19 protein-coding genes are annotated in these 16,636 nt (G+C 67.7%); 10 read left to right on the forward strand and 9 right to left on the reverse strand.

What is annotated here, in order from left to right; all coding sequences use genetic code 11:
• Positions 1-15: 15 nt before the first annotated feature.
• Together ACSION_RS12160 and ACSION_RS12165 are read right to left on the reverse strand one after the other, a co-directional pair.
• On the reverse strand, positions 16-900 hold the full coding sequence (locus ACSION_RS12160; protein WP_435306095.1) for a ZIP family metal transporter: 885 nt from the start codon (positions 898-900) through the stop codon (positions 16-18).
• 123 nt (positions 901-1,023) lie between these two features.
• Entirely contained in the window at positions 1,024-1,626 is a 603-nt protein-coding gene (locus ACSION_RS12165; RefSeq protein ID WP_435306096.1) for a YdeI/OmpD-associated family protein, read from the reverse strand.
• A gap of 116 nt (positions 1,627-1,742) precedes the next feature.
• Between ACSION_RS12165 and ACSION_RS12170 the strand changes: the two genes are divergently transcribed.
• Genes ACSION_RS12170 through dbpA form a run of 4 tightly spaced genes read left to right on the forward strand, consistent with a single transcriptional unit; the run spans position 1,743 to position 4,957 of the window.
• The gene (locus ACSION_RS12170) at positions 1,743-2,522 is read left to right on the forward strand and encodes a YbaY family lipoprotein (RefSeq protein WP_435306097.1); all 780 of its coding nucleotides are present in this window, start codon (positions 1,743-1,745) and stop codon (positions 2,520-2,522) included.
• A 43-nt stretch (positions 2,523-2,565) separates the two neighbouring features.
• Positions 2,566-3,111 (forward strand): ribonuclease domain-containing protein, encoded by a 546-nt coding sequence (locus ACSION_RS12175; protein WP_435306699.1) that lies wholly within the window; start codon positions 2,566-2,568, stop codon positions 3,109-3,111.
• Complete coding sequence (locus tag ACSION_RS12180; RefSeq protein ID WP_435306098.1) at positions 3,108-3,542, forward strand: barstar family protein; 435 nt, start codon at positions 3,108-3,110, stop codon at positions 3,540-3,542. Before ACSION_RS12175 ends, ACSION_RS12180 begins: the two co-directional genes overlap by 4 nt.
• A 38-nt stretch (positions 3,543-3,580) precedes the next feature.
• Positions 3,581-4,957, forward strand: a complete 1,377-nt coding sequence (dbpA, locus tag ACSION_RS12185) for an ATP-dependent RNA helicase DbpA (protein ID WP_435306099.1) — start codon at positions 3,581-3,583, stop codon at positions 4,955-4,957.
• Positions 4,958-5,025: 68 nt separating this feature from the next.
• Here the strand turns inward: dbpA and ACSION_RS12190 are convergent, their stop codons facing one another.
• The gene (locus tag ACSION_RS12190) at positions 5,026-5,235 is read right to left on the reverse strand and encodes a cold-shock protein (protein WP_056880400.1); all 210 of its coding nucleotides are present in this window, start codon (positions 5,233-5,235) and stop codon (positions 5,026-5,028) included.
• Positions 5,236-5,544: 309 nt separating this feature from the next.
• Here ACSION_RS12190 and ACSION_RS12195 point away from each other — a divergent pair, with 309 nt between their 5' ends.
• The 3 genes from ACSION_RS12195 to ACSION_RS12205 all read left to right on the forward strand — a co-directional run bounded on the left by ACSION_RS12195 (position 5,545) and on the right by ACSION_RS12205 (position 8,968).
• Positions 5,545-6,102 (forward strand): YaeQ family protein, encoded by a 558-nt coding sequence (locus ACSION_RS12195; protein WP_435306100.1) that lies wholly within the window; start codon positions 5,545-5,547, stop codon positions 6,100-6,102.
• A gap of 1 nt (position 6,103) precedes the next feature.
• Positions 6,104-7,285, forward strand: coding sequence for an NAD(P)/FAD-dependent oxidoreductase (locus tag ACSION_RS12200; protein WP_435306101.1), 1,182 nt, complete (start codon positions 6,104-6,106; stop codon positions 7,283-7,285).
• Between the two features lie 69 nt (positions 7,286-7,354).
• Entirely contained in the window at positions 7,355-8,968 is a 1,614-nt protein-coding gene (locus tag ACSION_RS12205) for a carboxylesterase/lipase family protein (protein ID WP_435306102.1), read from the forward strand.
• 102 nt (positions 8,969-9,070) lie between these two features.
• Here the strand turns inward: ACSION_RS12205 and ACSION_RS12210 are convergent, their stop codons facing one another.
• The 4 genes from ACSION_RS12210 to ACSION_RS12225 form a co-directional block, all read right to left on the reverse strand.
• Positions 9,071-10,054, reverse strand: a complete 984-nt coding sequence (locus tag ACSION_RS12210; protein ID WP_435306103.1) for an LLM class flavin-dependent oxidoreductase — start codon at positions 10,052-10,054, stop codon at positions 9,071-9,073.
• Between the two features lie 84 nt (positions 10,055-10,138).
• Positions 10,139-10,810 carry a glutathione S-transferase gene (locus tag ACSION_RS12215; RefSeq protein WP_435306104.1) on the reverse strand — a complete coding sequence of 224 codons (672 nt, stop codon included), beginning with the start codon at positions 10,808-10,810 and terminating at the stop codon, positions 10,139-10,141.
• 44 nt (positions 10,811-10,854) lie between these two features.
• Positions 10,855-12,414, reverse strand: a complete 1,560-nt coding sequence (locus ACSION_RS12220; RefSeq protein ID WP_435306700.1) for a protein adenylyltransferase SelO — start codon at positions 12,412-12,414, stop codon at positions 10,855-10,857.
• A 5-nt stretch (positions 12,415-12,419) separates the two neighbouring features.
• The gene (locus ACSION_RS12225) at positions 12,420-13,169 is read right to left on the reverse strand and encodes a sulfurtransferase (protein WP_435306105.1); all 750 of its coding nucleotides are present in this window, start codon (positions 13,167-13,169) and stop codon (positions 12,420-12,422) included.
• A gap of 87 nt (positions 13,170-13,256) precedes the next feature.
• Here ACSION_RS12225 and ACSION_RS12230 point away from each other — a divergent pair, with 87 nt between their 5' ends.
• Both ACSION_RS12230 and ACSION_RS12235 read left to right on the forward strand, forming a co-directional pair.
• Complete coding sequence (locus ACSION_RS12230) at positions 13,257-13,625, forward strand: ArsR/SmtB family transcription factor (RefSeq protein ID WP_435306106.1); 369 nt, start codon at positions 13,257-13,259, stop codon at positions 13,623-13,625.
• Entirely contained in the window at positions 13,622-14,074 is a 453-nt protein-coding gene (locus tag ACSION_RS12235) for an SRPBCC family protein (protein ID WP_435306107.1), read from the forward strand. The genes ACSION_RS12230 and ACSION_RS12235 overlap by 4 nt, the downstream gene beginning before the upstream one ends.
• A 16-nt stretch (positions 14,075-14,090) precedes the next feature.
• On the opposite strand, the gene ACSION_RS12240 is transcribed toward ACSION_RS12235, so the two are convergent.
• The gene (locus ACSION_RS12240) at positions 14,091-14,453 is read right to left on the reverse strand and encodes a DUF6164 family protein (protein ID WP_435306701.1); all 363 of its coding nucleotides are present in this window, start codon (positions 14,451-14,453) and stop codon (positions 14,091-14,093) included.
• A 77-nt stretch (positions 14,454-14,530) separates the two neighbouring features.
• Here ACSION_RS12240 and ACSION_RS12245 point away from each other — a divergent pair, with 77 nt between their 5' ends.
• Complete coding sequence (locus tag ACSION_RS12245) at positions 14,531-14,965, forward strand: FKBP-type peptidyl-prolyl cis-trans isomerase (RefSeq protein WP_435306108.1); 435 nt, start codon at positions 14,531-14,533, stop codon at positions 14,963-14,965.
• 4 nt (positions 14,966-14,969) lie between these two features.
• On the opposite strand, the gene ACSION_RS12250 is transcribed toward ACSION_RS12245, so the two are convergent.
• Positions 14,970-16,580, reverse strand: coding sequence for a serine hydrolase (locus ACSION_RS12250; RefSeq protein ID WP_435306109.1), 1,611 nt, complete (start codon positions 16,578-16,580; stop codon positions 14,970-14,972).
• Positions 16,581-16,636: the final 56 nt, after the last annotated feature.

The raw sequence follows: 16,636 nt of genomic DNA on the forward strand, positions 1-16,636 counted from the left end.
CTCGCCGCAGCCGGGTCAACCCAGGGCGGTATCCAACGCCATCATCAGGCAGAAGCCGATGGCCAGGCCCCACGAGGCGATCGCGCCGTGGCCATGCCGGTTGGATTCGGGAATCACGCTGTGTCCCACCGCGATGAGCATCGCGCCCGCCGCGAACGCCAGGCCCCACGGGAGCAGCATCGAGGACAGGCCCACGGCCCATGCACTGGGCACGGCCGCCAATGGCTCGGCCACGCCGGACAACGCGCCGATGAAGACCGCCTTGCTGCGCGCCATGCCCGCCGTCGCCAACACCAGCGCCACGACCAGCCCCTCGGGCACGTCCTGCAGGGCGATGCCCATGGCGAGTCCTTCCGCACCGCTCAAGCGGCCGCCGGCCGAGACGCCGACCGCCATGCCTTCCGGCACGTTGTGCAACACGATGGCGAGCACGAACAACATCACCCGCGACGGCACCAGATGCCGCTGCGCGTCCAGCGGGTCGTCCACCAGCACGCGGTCCATCACCAACAGTACGCCAGCGCCAAGCAGGATGCCGCCGCTGACCAGTGCCGCAGCGCCCCATGGCGAGTAGCCCGCACCGGTGGCCGCATCCAGGCCTGGCAGCACCAGTGAGAAGGCGGTGGCGGCCAGCATCACGCCAGCCCCGAATCCCAACAGGCCATCGGACACGCGTTGCGGGATCGCCCGCACCACCAGCACCGGCAGCGCCCCCAGGGCCGTTGCCAGTGCGCACAAGGCGCCGCCTCGCAAGGCCTGCCGTACGCCACCCTGTGCGGGATCGGCAGGCATGCCGACCACACACCAGAGCGCGAAAGCGATGATCGCGGCCACGGCCAACAGATACGGCCAGGACGTCTGGGTGCGGGTGTGGGCGAACGGCTGCAGGACGCGGTTCATGCCGGGGGCTCCGGTTCGCGATGCGTTTCGTCTTGTCGTTCCATCGTAGCGCCGGCCCGCGCGTCCGTGTCATCGCAAAACTGAATCGATGCGATGGACGGACTCAATCTCCTGCGCGACGCATCAGCGTCCCTCGTACTTCCAATTGCGGGTCTTGCCCTCGGCAAGCCAGGCGACGGCCTGTTCGAGGCGGCGCGCACGCGTCTCGGCGCGCTTGGCTTCGATGATCCACTCGATGTAGTCGCGCCGGGCACTGGGGCTGAAGCCATCGAATGTGGTTTTCGCGGCGGCGTTACCCGCCAACGCATCGCGCAGGTCGGCGGGCACACGCAACGCGGGGCGTGCGGTACGCGCGGCGTCCTTCGACCCCGGCTTCGTGCCGGCATCGATCAACGCCATCGCCTTGCGGATCAACGCGACCAGGGTGCGCTTCGCGGGGAAGTCGCCGACCTTCGTCATCTTGCCGAAGCTGCCCATGCCGGCCCGCTCCCCCGTCTCCATGACCTGCGCGTGCTGCCAGAAACCGAACGACGCATGCTGCTTGAACGCCGCCATCCCGCACAGGATGCGCCCCCCGTACTGGAACGTCGGCATGCCCCACTTGACCGTCTCCTCGACCTGCGGGCACGCCTCGTGCACGACGGCACGCGCATGCAACAGGATCGGCTGGGCGAAGTCGGCCGCCTTGGCGATGTAGGCGTCGATACGCGGATCGGTCGTCGGCATGTCGGGCTTCCCTATGGGCTGGCGCACTGTAGCGCGGCCTACGCCCTCCCCGCATTGACGAACCATTACACGACGGATGGCTATGCTGGGCCACCTCGAACGCGGGAGCGCCCTCGATGATCCGTCCCCTGCTGGCCGTCGCCTGTCTGTCGCTGGCGGCGTGCACGCCGCGCCCCGACACCCATCCGGGCTCACCGACCCCTGCGGCCGACGCGCCGCACCCGACTGCCACCCTCGAAGGCCGCGCCACCTACCTGGAACGGATCGCGGCGCCGCCCGGCGCACGCCTGAGCGTGCAGTTGGTCGACGCGCAGTTGGCCGATACTCCGGCGGCCGTTGTCGCCAGCCAGGAATTCACCGACCTGTCCGGCCCGCCGTATGCCTTCTCGCTGACCTACGACCCGGCGAAGCTCCGGCCCAACGGCCAGTACGGCCTGCATGCCGGCCTGCGCGATGCGCAAGGGAAGCTGTGGTTCGTCACCGATACCCGCGTGCCGGTCACGCTGGGCACGTCGTCCCCGGTGGAATTCCGCATGGTGCGCGCCGGTGGAGACCCGGTCCCGCCGACCGGCTCCCCCTGGGATCAGGCGAAGGCGCGTGGCATCGTCTTCCGCGGTATCGGCACCGAACCGGGCTGGCTGGTCGAAGTCGGCGCCGGTCCTAGCCCGCCATTGCATGCGGAACTCGACTACGGCGAGCGCAAGCTCGATGTGGCGCGCCTGGATCGGACCCCGGACGGCTATCGGGGCAAGACCGCCGACCAGACCGCGGTATCGCTGAGCACCCGACGCGAACCCTGCAGCGACGGCATGAGCGATACCGAGTACCCCGCTTCCATGACGCTGGTCGTGGGCGAACAGACCTACCGCGGCTGCGGCCGCTTCCTCAACGAATGAGTCCCTGATGAGCCGACGCTCCCGCCGCCGCCAGTCCTCCGGCCTGCGCCTTCCCCTGCTCGCCTTCGTGGCGTTGCTCCTGATCGGCGCCGGCGCCTGGTGGTGGTCCCAGCGCGGGGACGCGCCCGACGCGCCTGCGGTCGTCGCCGCGCAGGACGCCGGCGACCCGAAGCGCGTCAATGAAACGCTGGCGCTGCCGCCGGTCGAGGACACGCGACCTGGCGGTCTTGCCGGGCAGGTGCCCACGCTTGAACCGGAACCTGCGCGTTCGTCCCCGGCCACGACGCAGGCGGCGGATGCCCTGCCCGCTTTCCTGCCACCGGAGGCCCGCACCACGCTGGACCTCATCCAGCGCGGTGGCCCTTTCCCGCACCGACAGGATGGCGCCGTCTTCCAGAACCGCGAAGGCCGTCTTCCGCGGCAGGCGCGTGGCTATTACCACGAGTACACGGTGGATACGCCCGGCCTCGATCACCGCGGCACGCGGCGCATCGTCACCGGGGGGACGCCGCCGAGCGAGTACTACTACACCGACGACCACTACGACAGCTTCCGCCGGTTCGAGATCGGCCGGAGCAGCACGCCATGAGCGACTCCGGTTTCGATCCCGGCCTGACCGATCCCGCGCACGCCGGCGTGTTCTTCGTCACCGAGGACGACCTGGGCGCGCTCGCCGCCGTGGGGCGCGATGCCGGACTGCTCGCGCGCCGCATCGATCTTTCCGGCTGCGACGGCAAGGCGGCGCTGCTGCTGCGCATCGCGACGGTACTGGACTTCCCCGATACCTCGGGCCGGAACTGGGATGCCCTGTCGGACAGCCTGCGCGATCTCTCCTGGCTGCCCGCCCCGGGCTATGTGCTGCTGTTCGAAGAGGCGCATGCGCTGCGTGAGCGCAACGAGGCCGATTTCGACACCCTGCTCGACATCCTGGACGAGGCTTCGCAGGCCTGGGCCACCGACGAAGTGCCTTTCTGGTCCTTCATCGCGTTGCCCGAGGAAGATTTCCCGGACCTGCAATAGCGGCCGGCGAGGCACGCGCCGATCTGCGAAAATGGCGCATGCACGATTTCTCCCATCTCCCGTTGTCGCCCGGCCTGCAGCAGGGCGTCGACGCCCTCGGCTACACCCAGCCGACCCCCATCCAGGCGCAGAGCCTGCCCGCCATCCTCGACGGCCGCGATGTCATCGCGCAGGCCCCGACCGGCAGCGGCAAGACCGCCGCGTTCGGCATCGGTCTGCTGCACCGGCTGGATCTGGCCAGCGTGCGCACCCAGGCGCTGGTGCTGTGCCCGACCCGTGAACTCGCTGACCAGGTCGCGCAACAGATTCGCAAGCTCGCGGTCGGGCTGCCCAACCTGAAAGTGCTGACGCTGTGCGGCGGCCTGCCGCTGGAGCCACAGATCCGCTCGCTGGAAGCGCACGACCCGCATGTCGTCGTCGGCACGCCGGGCCGCATCCAGGAACTGCTGCGGAAGAAGGTGTTGCACCTGGCAGGCGTGCGCACGCTGGTGCTGGACGAAGCCGACCGCATGCTGGACATGGGTTTCGAGGAACCGATCCGCGAAATCATCGGCAAGACGCCGAAGGATCGCCAGAGCCTGCTGTTCTCCGCCACCTTCACCGACGCCATCCGCACGATCGCCCGCAATACCCTGCGCGATCCGCTTGAAGTGACCGTGGATGCGCCGCAGGAACAGGCGACGATCGAGCAACGCTTCGTGCAGGTCGAACCGGCGCGCAAGCAGATCGCACTGGCGGGGCTGATCGCGCAGCAACGCGTGGAAACCTGCGTGGTGTTCTGCAACATGCGCAAGGATGTCGACGAAGTCGCCGGCTCGCTGCAGCACTTCGGCTTCTCCGCCCTCGCCCTGCACGGCGACATGGAGCAGCGCGACCGCGACGAAGTGCTGGTGCGCTTCGCCAACCGCAGTTGCAACGTGCTGGTGGCCAGCGACGTGGCCGCGCGCGGCCTCGACATCGAAGACCTGGGCCTGGTGGTCAATTTCGACATGCCCAGCGATGCCGATACCTACATCCACCGCATCGGCCGCACCGGCCGTGCGGGCCGCGACGGCATGGCGATCAGCCTGTGTACGCCACGCGAACTACCGCGCGCGACGATGCTGGAAGAAAGACTCGGCGGACCTTTGCTGTGGGACCGCAACGTACCTACCGCGCCCAAGGCGCACGCCGCGCCGCCAGCGGCCATGACCACGCTGCGGATCGACGCAGGCAAGACGGACAAGCTGCGTCCGGGCGATGTGCTCGGTGCGCTGACCGGCGATGCGGGGCTGTCCGCGGCGGCCATCGGCAAGATCAACGTCTTCCCCACCCGCACCTACGTGGCGGTTGCACGCGACAAGGCAGGCGCTGCACTGGCGCGGCTCAACGCGGGCAAGATCAAGGGACGACGCTTCCGCGTGCGCAAGCTGTAGCGCGCACAAACAAAAACGCCGGCGCTTGCGCACCGGCGTTTTCTTGAACCGTAGGGTTCAGGGCTGGATTACAGCGCCTGCACCTGGTCGGCCTGCATGCCCTTCTGGCCCTGCACGGCGACGAAGGTGACCTGCTGGCCTTCCTTCAGCGACTTGAAGCCATTGCCCTGGATCGAGCGGAAGTGCACGAACAGGTCGGGGCCGCTCTGCGGGGTGATGAAGCCGAAGCCCTTGGCGTCGTTGAACCACTTGACGGTGCCGGTCTGACGATCAGACATCTTTACTAACTCCTGAAAACATGGATTGAAGGACCACGATTCCAGCATTGGCTGGAACGGGACTGGGTTTGCAGGCGTTGGTAAAGCGGGAAGATGTAGCAGATGTATCTACCGCATCAGGCTCACGATTCACGGTGACCCTGGCAAGCACAGTGCCGCGCACTCTACCGGGGTTTTGACGTAAAAGCGAATCCCTTCACGATCGAAGCTGAACAGGGCGATCCGAGCGACCCGTGTAACCGGTTGCAGCCCCCGGTGGGCGCCCCGCCGCGCGGCGTATGATGGCGCCCCTTTCCGCGAACCCTCGCCATGGCGCTCAAAGCCACCGTCGTCAAAGCCGAACTGCAGGTCAGCGACATGGACCGTCATTACTACGGCGGCCACACCCTCACCCTGGCCCAGCACCCCTCGGAGACCGACCAACGGCTGATGGTCCGCCTGCTGGCCTTCGCCCTGTTCGCCGACGAACGCCTGGAGTTCGGCCGCGGCCTGAGCACCGATGACGAACCGGACCTCTGGCGCAAGGACTACACCGGTGACATTACCCAGTGGATCGACCTGGGCCAGCCGGACGAGTCCCGCATCCGCAAGGCCTGCGGCCGGGCCAACGAAGTCATCGTGGTGAATTACGGTGGTCGTGCGGCCGATCTGTGGTGGGACAAGAATGCCAGCGCCCTGGCCCGCCACGCCCACCTGACCGTCATCGACATCCCCTTTTCCGCGGTCGAGACCCTGGAAACATGGATGAACCGCACCATGCGCTTCAACGTGATGATCCAGGACGGCGAACTGCATTGGATCGGAGACGAAGGCACGCTGGACCTTCGCCCCGTGGTGCGCCAGGCCGGCACGGCGCGCGGGCGCTGAGGTGCTGCCCACCCACGACGTGCTGGTCATCGGCGGCGGTGCCGCCGGCCTGATGACCGCCCTCACCGCCGGCCAGCGCGGTCTGCGCGTGCTGGTCGTCGAGCACGCCAACAAGGTGGGCAAGAAGATCCTGATGTCCGGCGGCGGGCGCTGCAACTTCACCAATACCGGCACCACGCCGGCCAACTTCCTGTCCGCGAACCCGCATTTCTGCAAGTCGGCGCTCGCCCGCTACACGCCCGCCGATTTCATCGAGATGGTCGAGCGGCACCGCATCGCGTATCACGAGAAGGAACTTGGGCAGCTGTTCTGCGATGTCTCCTCCAAGCTGATCGTGAAGATGCTGGTGGACGAGTGTCTCGCCGCCGGTGTCCGCATCGAGACGGATTGCCGCGTGGAGCGCATCGAACAGGCCGACGGCGTGTTCCGCGTCGACACCTCGCTGGGCCGCTTCGGTGCGCCGTCGCTGGTCGTCGCCACCGGCGGGCTATCGATCCCCAGCATGGGTGCCAGCGGCTTCGGCTACGACCTGGCCCGGCAGTTCGGTCACGACGTGCTGCCCACGCGCGCGGGGCTGGTTCCGCTGACTCTCAGCGGCAAGCACCAGGAGCGACTGGCCGATCTGAGTGGCGTGTCGTTTCCGGTGGAAGCGCGCTGCGGCAAGGCCCGCTTTCGCAATTTCGTGCTGCTGACCCATCGGGGCGTCAGCGGTCCGTCGATCCTGCAGATCTCTTCGTACTGGCAACCTGGCGACGACCTGCGCCTGGACCTGCTGCCCGACCGCGATGCGCTGGACTGGCTGGAAACCCAGCAGAAGCAGAGACCCGATGCCGAACTGAAGACGGTCCTGTCCGACGCGTTGCCGCGCCGCTTCGCCCAGCGCCTGTGCGAGGTCTGGCTGCCCAACCGGCCGATGAAGCAGTTCAACGCGCCGCAGCTGAAAGACGCTGCCGCGCTGCTGGCCGACTGGCCACTGGTCGCCAGCGGCACCGAAGGCTATCGCACCGCAGAGGTGACGCTGGGTGGCGTGGATACCGACGGCGTATCCAGCAGCACCATGATGTCGAAGCACGTGCCCGGCCTGTTCTTCGTCGGTGAAGTGCTCGATGTGACCGGCTGGCTGGGCGGCTACAACTTCCAGTGGGCCTGGGCGTCGGGCCATGCGGCCGGCATGGCGGTCTGACGCACTGCGGCGTTCCTGTCCGCAACGGCCTTGCTACCCTCTGGAAACCGGTGTCATTCGAAGGTTTCCATGGCTCCTGCCGATTACGCGCCACGCCGTCAGTTCCTGATCCAGTGCGCCGGCACGTCCCTACTTGCCGCGGTGTCGGCCGCGTTGCCTGTCGGTACCGCGGCTACCCGAGGCGCGCCCGTCGCGGCCACACGCAGTGGCCGCATCGCCGGCCGGACTGAGCGCGGCATCCATGCCTTCCTCGGCGTGCCCTACGGCGCGGATACGTCGACACGCCGCTTCCAGCGCGCGTCCCGGGAGCTGGCCTGGACCGGCGTGCGTGATGCGACCCGCCACGGCGCCTCCGCCCCGCAGCGCGGTGACGCCGACGGTCAGCCGATCAGCGAAGACTGCCTGTTCCTCAACATCCACACGCCCGCACTGCGGGACGGGCGGAAGCGCCCGATCCTGGTCTATATCCATGGCGGCGGCTACAACAACGGCTCCGGTTCGCATCCGCTCTACGACGGCGCAAACCTGTGCCGCCGGGGCGACGTCGTCGTGGTCACCGTCAACCACCGGCTCAACGCGTTCGGCTATCTCTACCTGGGCGAAAGCGGCGACGAACGCCTGCGCGACGCCGGCAACGCCGGCCAGCTGGATCTGATCGACGCGCTGCGCTGGGTGCGCGAGCATGCGCACGAGTTCGGCGGCGATGCGGGCAATGTCACCGTGTTCGGCCAGTCCGGCGGCGGCGCCAAGATCGCTACGCTGATGGCGATGCCCGAAGCCGATGGCCTGTTCCACAAGGCGATGACGATGAGCGGGCAACAAGTCACCGCCGCCGGTCCGCGCGCCGGAGCGCAGCGCACGGCGCTGTTCCTGGCAGAACTCGGACTCAGTCCGCGCGACACGGACGCACTGCTGACGATGCCGATGACGCGCCTGCTGGAGGCCACGCGCGTGCGCGATCCCTCGCGGGTGGAGAACACCGCGCTCTACTTCGGCCCCGTGCTGGATACGCACAACCTCCCGCGGCATCCGTTCTATCCCGACGCACCCGCGCAGTCGGCGCGCATCCCGATGGTCATCGGCAACACGCGCGATGAAACCCGCGCGTTCCTGGGTAACGACGAGGCGAACTTCACCCTGACGTGGGACGCGTTGCCGCAGAAGCTACGCGAACAGCAATACGTGGATCTGTCCCCGGACGTGGTCATCGCGGAGTATCGCCGGCTGTATCCGGACTACACGCCATCGGAGGTGTTCTTCGCCGCCACCACGGCCGGCCGTTCGTGGCGCGGCGCCGTCATCGAGGCCGAAACCCGTGCGTTGCAGGGCGCGCCTGCCTGGGTCTACCAGTTGGACTGGCGCTCGCCCGCCGAAGGTGGTCGCCTGCGCGCGTTCCACACGCTCGATATTCCGCTGGTCTTCGATAACGTCGCGGCAGAGGGATCGAAGACCGGTACCCATGCGCGCGCCCGCGCGATGGCGGCGCGTATGAGCAACGCGTTGATCGCCCTCGCCCGTCACGGTGACCCGAACCACGCGGACATCCCGTCGTGGTCGCCCTACACCCTGCCGCAGCGGCAGACGATGGTGTTCGACGACGACAGCAGCGTGCAGGACGATCCGCGCAGTGGTGAACGCAAACTCTACGAGCGCGTGCCCTTCATCCAACGCGGCACTTTGTAGGGTGGGCCTTGGCCCACCGTTGTGCCGCATCCGCTCGCGGGGCTAAAGATCGGGATCCAACCCCGTGCCCCACACCGTGCGATGGTGGGCCACAGGCCCACCCTACGACTGCATGACCTCGGCGGCAATCTCGAACGACCGCAGCCGCTTGGCGTGATCGAAGATGTTGGCGGTCAGCATCAGCTCGTCGGGACGATGCCGCTGGATGAACTCCGCGATGCCCTTGCGCACGGTCTCGCGGCTGCCGATCACGGCGCAGGCCAGCGCCTGTGCCACGCCCGCCTTCTCATGCGGTTCCCAGAACGTTTCGATATCGTCGATCGGTGGCGGCACCAGGCCCGCACGGCCACGTCGCAGATTGACGAAGGCCTGTTGCTGGGTGGTGAACAGGTGCTTCGCTTCGGCATCGGTCTCCGCCGCCACCACGTTCAGCGCGAGCATCGCGTGCGGCTTCGGTTGCCGCTTCGACGGACGGAAATCGCGGTGGTACAGCAACAGCGCCTGGTCCATCGCGTCCGGCGCGAAGTGCGACGCGAATGCATACGGCAAGCCGAGCGCGGCCGAGAGCTGCGCGCCGAACAGGCTTGACCCCAGCAACCACACCGGCACGTCCAGGCCCGCGCCGGGCACGGCGCGTACCGCCTGGCCTTCCTGCACCGGTTCGAAATAGCGCAACAGCTCCTGCACGTCCTGCGGGAACTGCTCTGCACTGTCGAAGTAGCGGCGCAACGCGCGGGCGGTGGGTTGATCGGTGCCGGGCGCGCGGCCCAGGCCCAGGTCGATGCGGCCCGGATACAGCGAGGCCAACGTGCCGAACTGCTCGGCCACCTGCAGCGGTGAATGGTTGGGCAGCATGATGCCGCCCGCACCGACGCGGATCGTCGACGTGGCGCCCGCCACATGGCCGATCAGCACGGCCGTCGCCGCGCTGGCGATGCCCGGCATGTTGTGGTGCTCGGCCAGCCAGTAGCGCGTGTAGCCCCAGCGCTCGGCGTGCTGCGCCAGGTCGCGCATGTGGACGAAGGCCTGCGTGGTGTCGCTGCCTTCGCAGACGGGGGCAAGATCGAGGAGCGAATACGGAATCATGGGTCCACCAGCGATGACGATGCCATCGTCATGGGGTCGCGCGTGGCGCGATTCCACCTCAACGGGCGGGATGCTGTATCCCGCTCACCCCAACAGGTCGAATAGGCCACCCTGCTCCAGCGCACGCTGGTAGGCCGGTCGCGCATGGATGCGCTGCAGGAAGCCGGCGAGGTTCGGATACGCGTCCAAGCCGGCGCGCACGGCGGCGGCTTCGACCGGGAAACTCATCTGGATGTCGGCTGCGCTGAACTGTTCGCCCGCGAACCACGCCGCCTTGCCAAGTTCGCTTTCCATGTAACCCAAATGGAGCTTCACTTGCGGCCCGACGAAGGTCTTCAGCGCCTTGTCGGCGATGCCGCGCGCGATCGGCCGGGCGAAGAACGGCATCGGCGCCTTCTTCAACCGCGAGAACACCAGGCTCAGCAGCATCGGCGGCATCGCCGAACCCTCGGCGTAATGCAGCCAGTAGCGATAGCGCAGATGCTCCGCCGTGCCGGGCGACGGCGCGTAGCGCCGTGCGGCGTCGTAGCGCTCCACCAGGTACTCCAGCACCGCACCGGATTCGGCCAGCACGTGCTCGCCATCGACCACCACTGGCGATTTGCCCAGGGGATGCACCTTCTTCAGTTCCGGCGGTGCCAGCATCGTCTGCGGGTCGCGCTGGTAGCGCACCACCGTGTAGTCCAGCCCAAGCTCCTCCAGCAGCCAAAGCACCCGCTGGGACCGGGAATTGTTGAGGTGGTGGACCGTGATCATGCAGGCACTCCGCGGGGATGCCGCATCCTACCGCGCGCCGACCCTCAGGAACTGCACGACAGCATCGAACACCCCGCGCGGTCGCGGGCCCAGTCCGGCCGGCGCTGCGCGAACCGTTCGCGACCGGGTTGGTCGTCGTAGGGCCGGCGCATGACCTCGAGCAATTCGTGCACGCCGGACAGGTCGCCGGTCTCCGCCGCATCGATCGCCTGCTGCGCCAGGTAATTGCGCAACACGTAGCGGGGATTGGCCAGGCGCATCCGCTCGCGGCGCGCCGCAGGGTCCTGCGGATCGCCGTCGATCCGTCGCGCGTGCACGGCGAGCCAGTCGCGCAACGCGGGCGCCACCGCCTCGCGTTTCGACGCATCGTAGAAGGCAGCGTCGAACGCCGACAGCGACGCGTCGCCCAGATCCGCATCCATCAGCGCACGGAAGAACAGCGTCATGTCGATCTCGCCTTGCTGCAGCAGGAGCTGCAACGCCTGCATGTGCTCGGTATCGCCATCGCGATGCGCCGCCAGGCCGAGCTTGCGCGCGGTGTTGTCGCGCTCTTCGCGCGCGTGGGTGTCGGCGAACCGTTGCAGTCCGTCCTGCAGCGCATCGACGCCATCGAACAATGGCGACAGCGCATGGGCCAGGCGGGTCAGGTTCCACCCCGCCACGCGTGGCTGCCAGCCGAAGCGATAGCGACGGCCCTGCGCATCGGTGGTGTTCGGCGTCCAGTCCGGGTCGTAGTCGTCGATCCAGCCGTAGGGCCCGTAGTCGATCGTCAGGCCCAGCACCGACATGTTGTCGGTGTTCATCACGCCATGGACGAAGCCCACCCGCATCCAGTGCGCCACCATCACTGCCGTGCGCTCGCAGACCTCGGCGAACCACGCGCCATACAGCGCTTCGCCCTCGCCCTCCAGGTGGGGGAAGTCGCGCCGGATGGTGAAATCCACCAGCGTGCGCAGCACCTCGGTTTCGCCCCGCGACATGGGCAACTGGTAGTGACCGAAACGCAGGAAGGAAGGCGCCACCCGGCACACCACCGCACCAGGCTCTGCCACGGGGTGACCGTCGTAGAACATGTCGCGCACGACCTGTTCGCCGGTTCCCACGAGGCTGAGCGCGCGCGTGGTCGGCACGCCCAGGTGATGCATGGCCTCGCTGCAAAGGAACTCGCGGATGGACGAGCGGAGCACCGCACGCCCGTCGGCGGTACGCGAATACGGCGTCGGTCCGGCGCCCTTGAGCTGCAGTTCCCAGCGCTCGCCACGCGCATTGACCACTTCGCCCAGGGTGATGGCGCGTCCATCGCCCAGTTGCCCGGCCCAACTGCCGAACTGGTGGCCACCGTAGTTGCCCGCGTAAGGCTGCATGCCCGGCAGCAGCGCGTTGCCGCCGAAGACCCGGGCGAACTCGGGCGATGCCACGTCCGCTTCATCGATGCCCACGAGCGCGGCCACCTCGGGCGAATGCGCCAGCAACACGGGCGCAGCGACCGGGGTAGGCGCTACCGCCGACCACAGCGCAGCGCGCACCTCGCGGCGATGCGATGACTGCTCGGGATCGCCCGGCAGTTCGTCGACGTAGCGGTTGTCGAAGCGCAGCGCGTGCATCGCGCTCACGCGGCGTCGGCCGCGTCGTCCACCAGCGGCGTGAGGTCCGGGTGCAGTGCGATGCGCTCGTCGAAGACGAAACAGGTGCCGTCGTAGCCGAAGCCACCCACCTGCTCGAAGTAACCGAGGATGCCGTCATCCAACTGCAGCACGTTGTCCATGCCATCGGCCTGCATCCACAACGCGGCCTTCTCGCAGCGGATACCGCCGGTGCAGAAACTCACCACCGTGGCGTCCTTCAAGGCGTCGCGATGGGGATCCAGCGCGGCCGGCAGGTCGGTGAACTTGTCGATCGGCAAGCTCAGTGCGCCGGTGAAGGTGCCGTAAGCCACTTCCTGCGCATTGCGCGTATCCAGCATCACCACGCGACGTCCGGCGTCGTCATGGCCCTGCGCCAACCAGCGGGCCAGCGTGCGGGGTTCGACCGTGGGTGCACGCACGTCTTCCGGCGTAGTGCCGGGGCGGCGGAAGCTGATGATCTCCGGCTTCACCTTGACCTTGAGCCGCGCGAACGGCACCTGCGCGCTGGTGCTGTACTTGACCCGCAAGCCGGCGAAGCGCGGGTCTGCATGCAACGGCGCGAGGAACGTTTCGATGGCGTCGGCGGCGCCGGCAAGGAACAGGTTCACGCCCTCGCCCGCTACCAGCACCGAGCCTCGCAGCGCCAGCGCTTCGGCGCGCGCGCGGATCTCGGCCGCGAATGCCTCGGGGGCATCGATGGGCGTGAAGTGGTAGGCGGCAATGTTGGTAACCATGCGGTGATTTTACCGTCCGTCGGCACCCCGCCCCATCATTCAACCGAAGGGTTGATAGTTTTCGGGGAGCGCCCAATACTCAACCACATGGTTGAACTTGAATCCCCCAGGCTCGATGCCGTCTTCCACGCCCTCGCCGACGGCACCCGCCGGCGCATGCTGCGCAGCCTCGGTGGGCAGCCGCGCAGCGTGGGCGAACTGGCAGCCCCCTTCCATATCTCGCTCTCGGCGGCCTCCAAGCACATCAAGGTGCTGGAGCGCGCCGGGCTGGTGACGCGGCAGATCCGGGGACGCACGCATCTCTGCCACCTGCAGCCGCAGGCGCTCGCCGAAGGCCAGGCGTGGTTGCGCCACTACGAGCAGTTCTGGAATGCGCGACTGGATGCGCTCGACGCCGTGCTCCATGCCGAAGCGACGCCCCTTCCACCGGCCCCACGCCCTCGGAAACAACCATGAAAGTTCCGCCCTCCACCGATACCGTGGACGTCTCCGTACAGCGGGTATTCCCGGTTCCCGCCGAGCGGGTATTCGATGCCTGGCTTACGCCACGCCTGTTGGGGCAGTGGATGTTCGGCCCGGGCGTGCGCGACGAGAAGGTGCTGCGGCTGGATGTCGACCCGCGCGTCGGTGGCCGCTTTTCGATGCTGGTGGAGCGCGGTGGTCAACGCATCGACCATGTCGGCGAATACCTCGTGATCGATCGTCCGCATCGGCTGTCGTTCACCTGGGGAATCGCAGGCGAGTCGGACCAGGACGGCAGTCGCGTGGACATCGTCATCGCGCCCACACCGATGGGATGCGAGCTCCGCCTCACCCACGCACTGCCGCGCGCCTGGGCAGACTACGCCGATCGCACGCAGCAGGGTTGGGCGCACATGCTCGGTGCCCTGCACGCGCTGTTCTGATGCCACGGCCTGAACCTCAGAGCAGCAACCAGGGCAAGGCCAGCGTCACCGCGATGATGAAAAGCATCGCCGCGACGATGCCAGCCACGTAGAGCGGGCGGTCGCGCAGCAGTCCGCCGAAGGTTTCCGCGCGTCCTTCGCGTTCGGCGGTGGCGCGCTCGGACCGTGCATGGTCGCGCCGTTGCGCCTGGTAGCCGGCCATCAGGACTTTCGCACGCGCCCACTGGTCGGCGTCCTCGATCCACAACCCGCCTGCGGAAATGCCCCACGGGCTCGGCTGCGTTTCGTAGAAGTCGATCGCGTTCGACCGCAGCAGATCGCGCACCTCATCGGCTTCATCGGCCGGTACGTTGCGCAAGTTGAGGAAGAGTTTCGCCATGGCGACAGTGTAGCCGGTCAGCTTCCCGCGCATCCGCGTGGGTTACCCTGCACGCCCCCCGTATGCCAGGATGATCGATGCGCTCCCTGTTGCTCGCTGTTTCGCTGGCCTTCCTTGCTGCCTGTGCTCCGTCAGGCCCGCCGCCCGGCGGCAGCGTCGCCGAACTCCAGCGTCTGGACACCCAGGCAGGCACCGGTACCGTCGCCACCAGCGGCAGCGATGTCACCGTGCACTACACCGGCTGGCTGTACGACGAGAACGCGTCCGACAAGCACGGGATGAAATTCGACAGCTCGGTGGATCGCGGCGAACCTTTCACCTTCCTGCTTGGTGCGGGCCAGGTGATCCGCGGATGGGATGAAGGCGTCGCTGGCATGAAGGTGGGCGGCAAGCGCACCCTGCTGATCCCGTCGGACCTCGGTTATGGCAGCAGCGGCGCCGGCGGCGTGATTCCGCCCGGCGCCTCGTTGGTGTTCGACGTCGAACTGCTCGACGTCAAACCGCACGAGTGATCCCTCACTCCTTGCCTTCCGCGACCGGCGCCAGCCGCAGGTCGTGGAAGTCGAAGCTGAAATCCGTCAGCGGCGAGATCGCTTCCATCCGCGCTTCGCGGATGCCGCCATCGGGCTTCAGCGAGAAGGTCAGGAAGGCATCGGCGTTGAGCCAGCGTTCGCGCCAGCGCACCACGAAGGTGTCGTGCTGCCAGGGCTGGAGGTCACCGACCAGCTCCGGCGTGCGACTGAAGCGCAACACCAGCCCTTTGCCCTCCTGGGCCACGGTGACGTCGCCGTACCAGGGGTCGCGCAAGGTGCCGGCGTACTTCGCCAGCGGCAGCGACGGCTTCGACGTCGCATCGCGCGCGGCCTGCAGCTTCTGCCAGTGTTCGTCGGCGTTGTCGTTGGCTTGCGCCACTTGCGCAAGATAGGCCGCCAGCCAGTCGGTGCCGCTGTTGGCAAGGTAGGCGTCCAGTACCTTCAGGGTGATCGCGTGGAACGCGGCGCCCACTTCCTGGTTCGTCAGCACCACCACGCCGAGCTTCTGTTCCGGCACCAGCGTCACCCGCGAGACCATGCCCGGCCAGCCACCGGTGTGCCACACCAGCTTGCGGCCCTGGAAGTCGGACACCATCCAGCCTTCGCCGTAACCGAGGAAGTTCGGCTTCGCGGCCTTCAGCGCTTCCACCTTGGGCTCGGAAATCGGGATCGGCGTGACGAGCGACCACATCGCCTTCTGCCGGGCGGGCGTGAATAGCGCCTGCTCGCGACCGCTCGCATCGCGGTAGGTGCCGCCGGCCAGTTGCGCGTTCATCCAGCGCGCCATGTCCGACACGCTGGAATACACGCCGCCTGCGCCGGCCACGTTCTTCCACGTCATACGCGGCGCGGGCTGCAGCGTGGTGAAGTCGGCCTTGGCATGGCCGGTGGCGACGTTGTCGCCCGCCTTCAGCGCATCGCTGTTGTAGCGGGTCTCGCGCATGCCGAGCGGCTGGAAGATGCGCGTGCGCAGGAAGTGCTCATAGGACTGCCCGCTGGCCTCTTCGACCACCAGCTGCGCGATGCCGTACAGGATGTTGTCGTAGGCATAGCGCTCGCGGAAGCCACCGGTCAGCGGCACGTCGCGCAGGCGCTCGGCCACTTCGCGGTTGCTGTACGTGGTGGTGGGCCAGTACAGCAGGTCACCCGCGCCCAGGCCCAGCCCGCTACGGTGGACCAGCAGGTCGCGGATGCGCATCTCGCGGGTCACGTACGGGTCCGCCATGCGGAACCACGGCAGGTGGTCGATCACACGGTCGTCCAACGAGAGCTTGCCTTCATCGGCCAGCATGGACAGCGAGGCCGAGGTGAAGGCCTTCGTGTTGGACGCAATGGCGAACATCGTGTGCGCATCGACCTTCGCCGGCTTGCCGAGCTCGCGCTCTCCCCACCCTTTCGCCAAGACCACTTCGCCGTCCTTCACCACCGCGACCGCGATACCGGGCACGTCGAACGCCTGGCGGACGGATTCGACGTACGCGTCGAGGTCCTGTAACGCGGACGGTGGCGCGGCGTCCTTCGCAACGGCTGCAGGTGCGGCCAGGCACAGCAACAACAGGGCGCGGCGCAGGGCCGCGGGCGACGTCAGAGGCATCAGGCATTCCCGTTCGAACATTTCGCGCGACGATACCGCAGCCAACGCACCTGCCG

This window comes from Pseudoxanthomonas sp. LjRoot125, from assembly GCF_964252705.1.
Lineage (GTDB): Bacteria > Pseudomonadota > Gammaproteobacteria > Xanthomonadales > Xanthomonadaceae > Pseudoxanthomonas_A.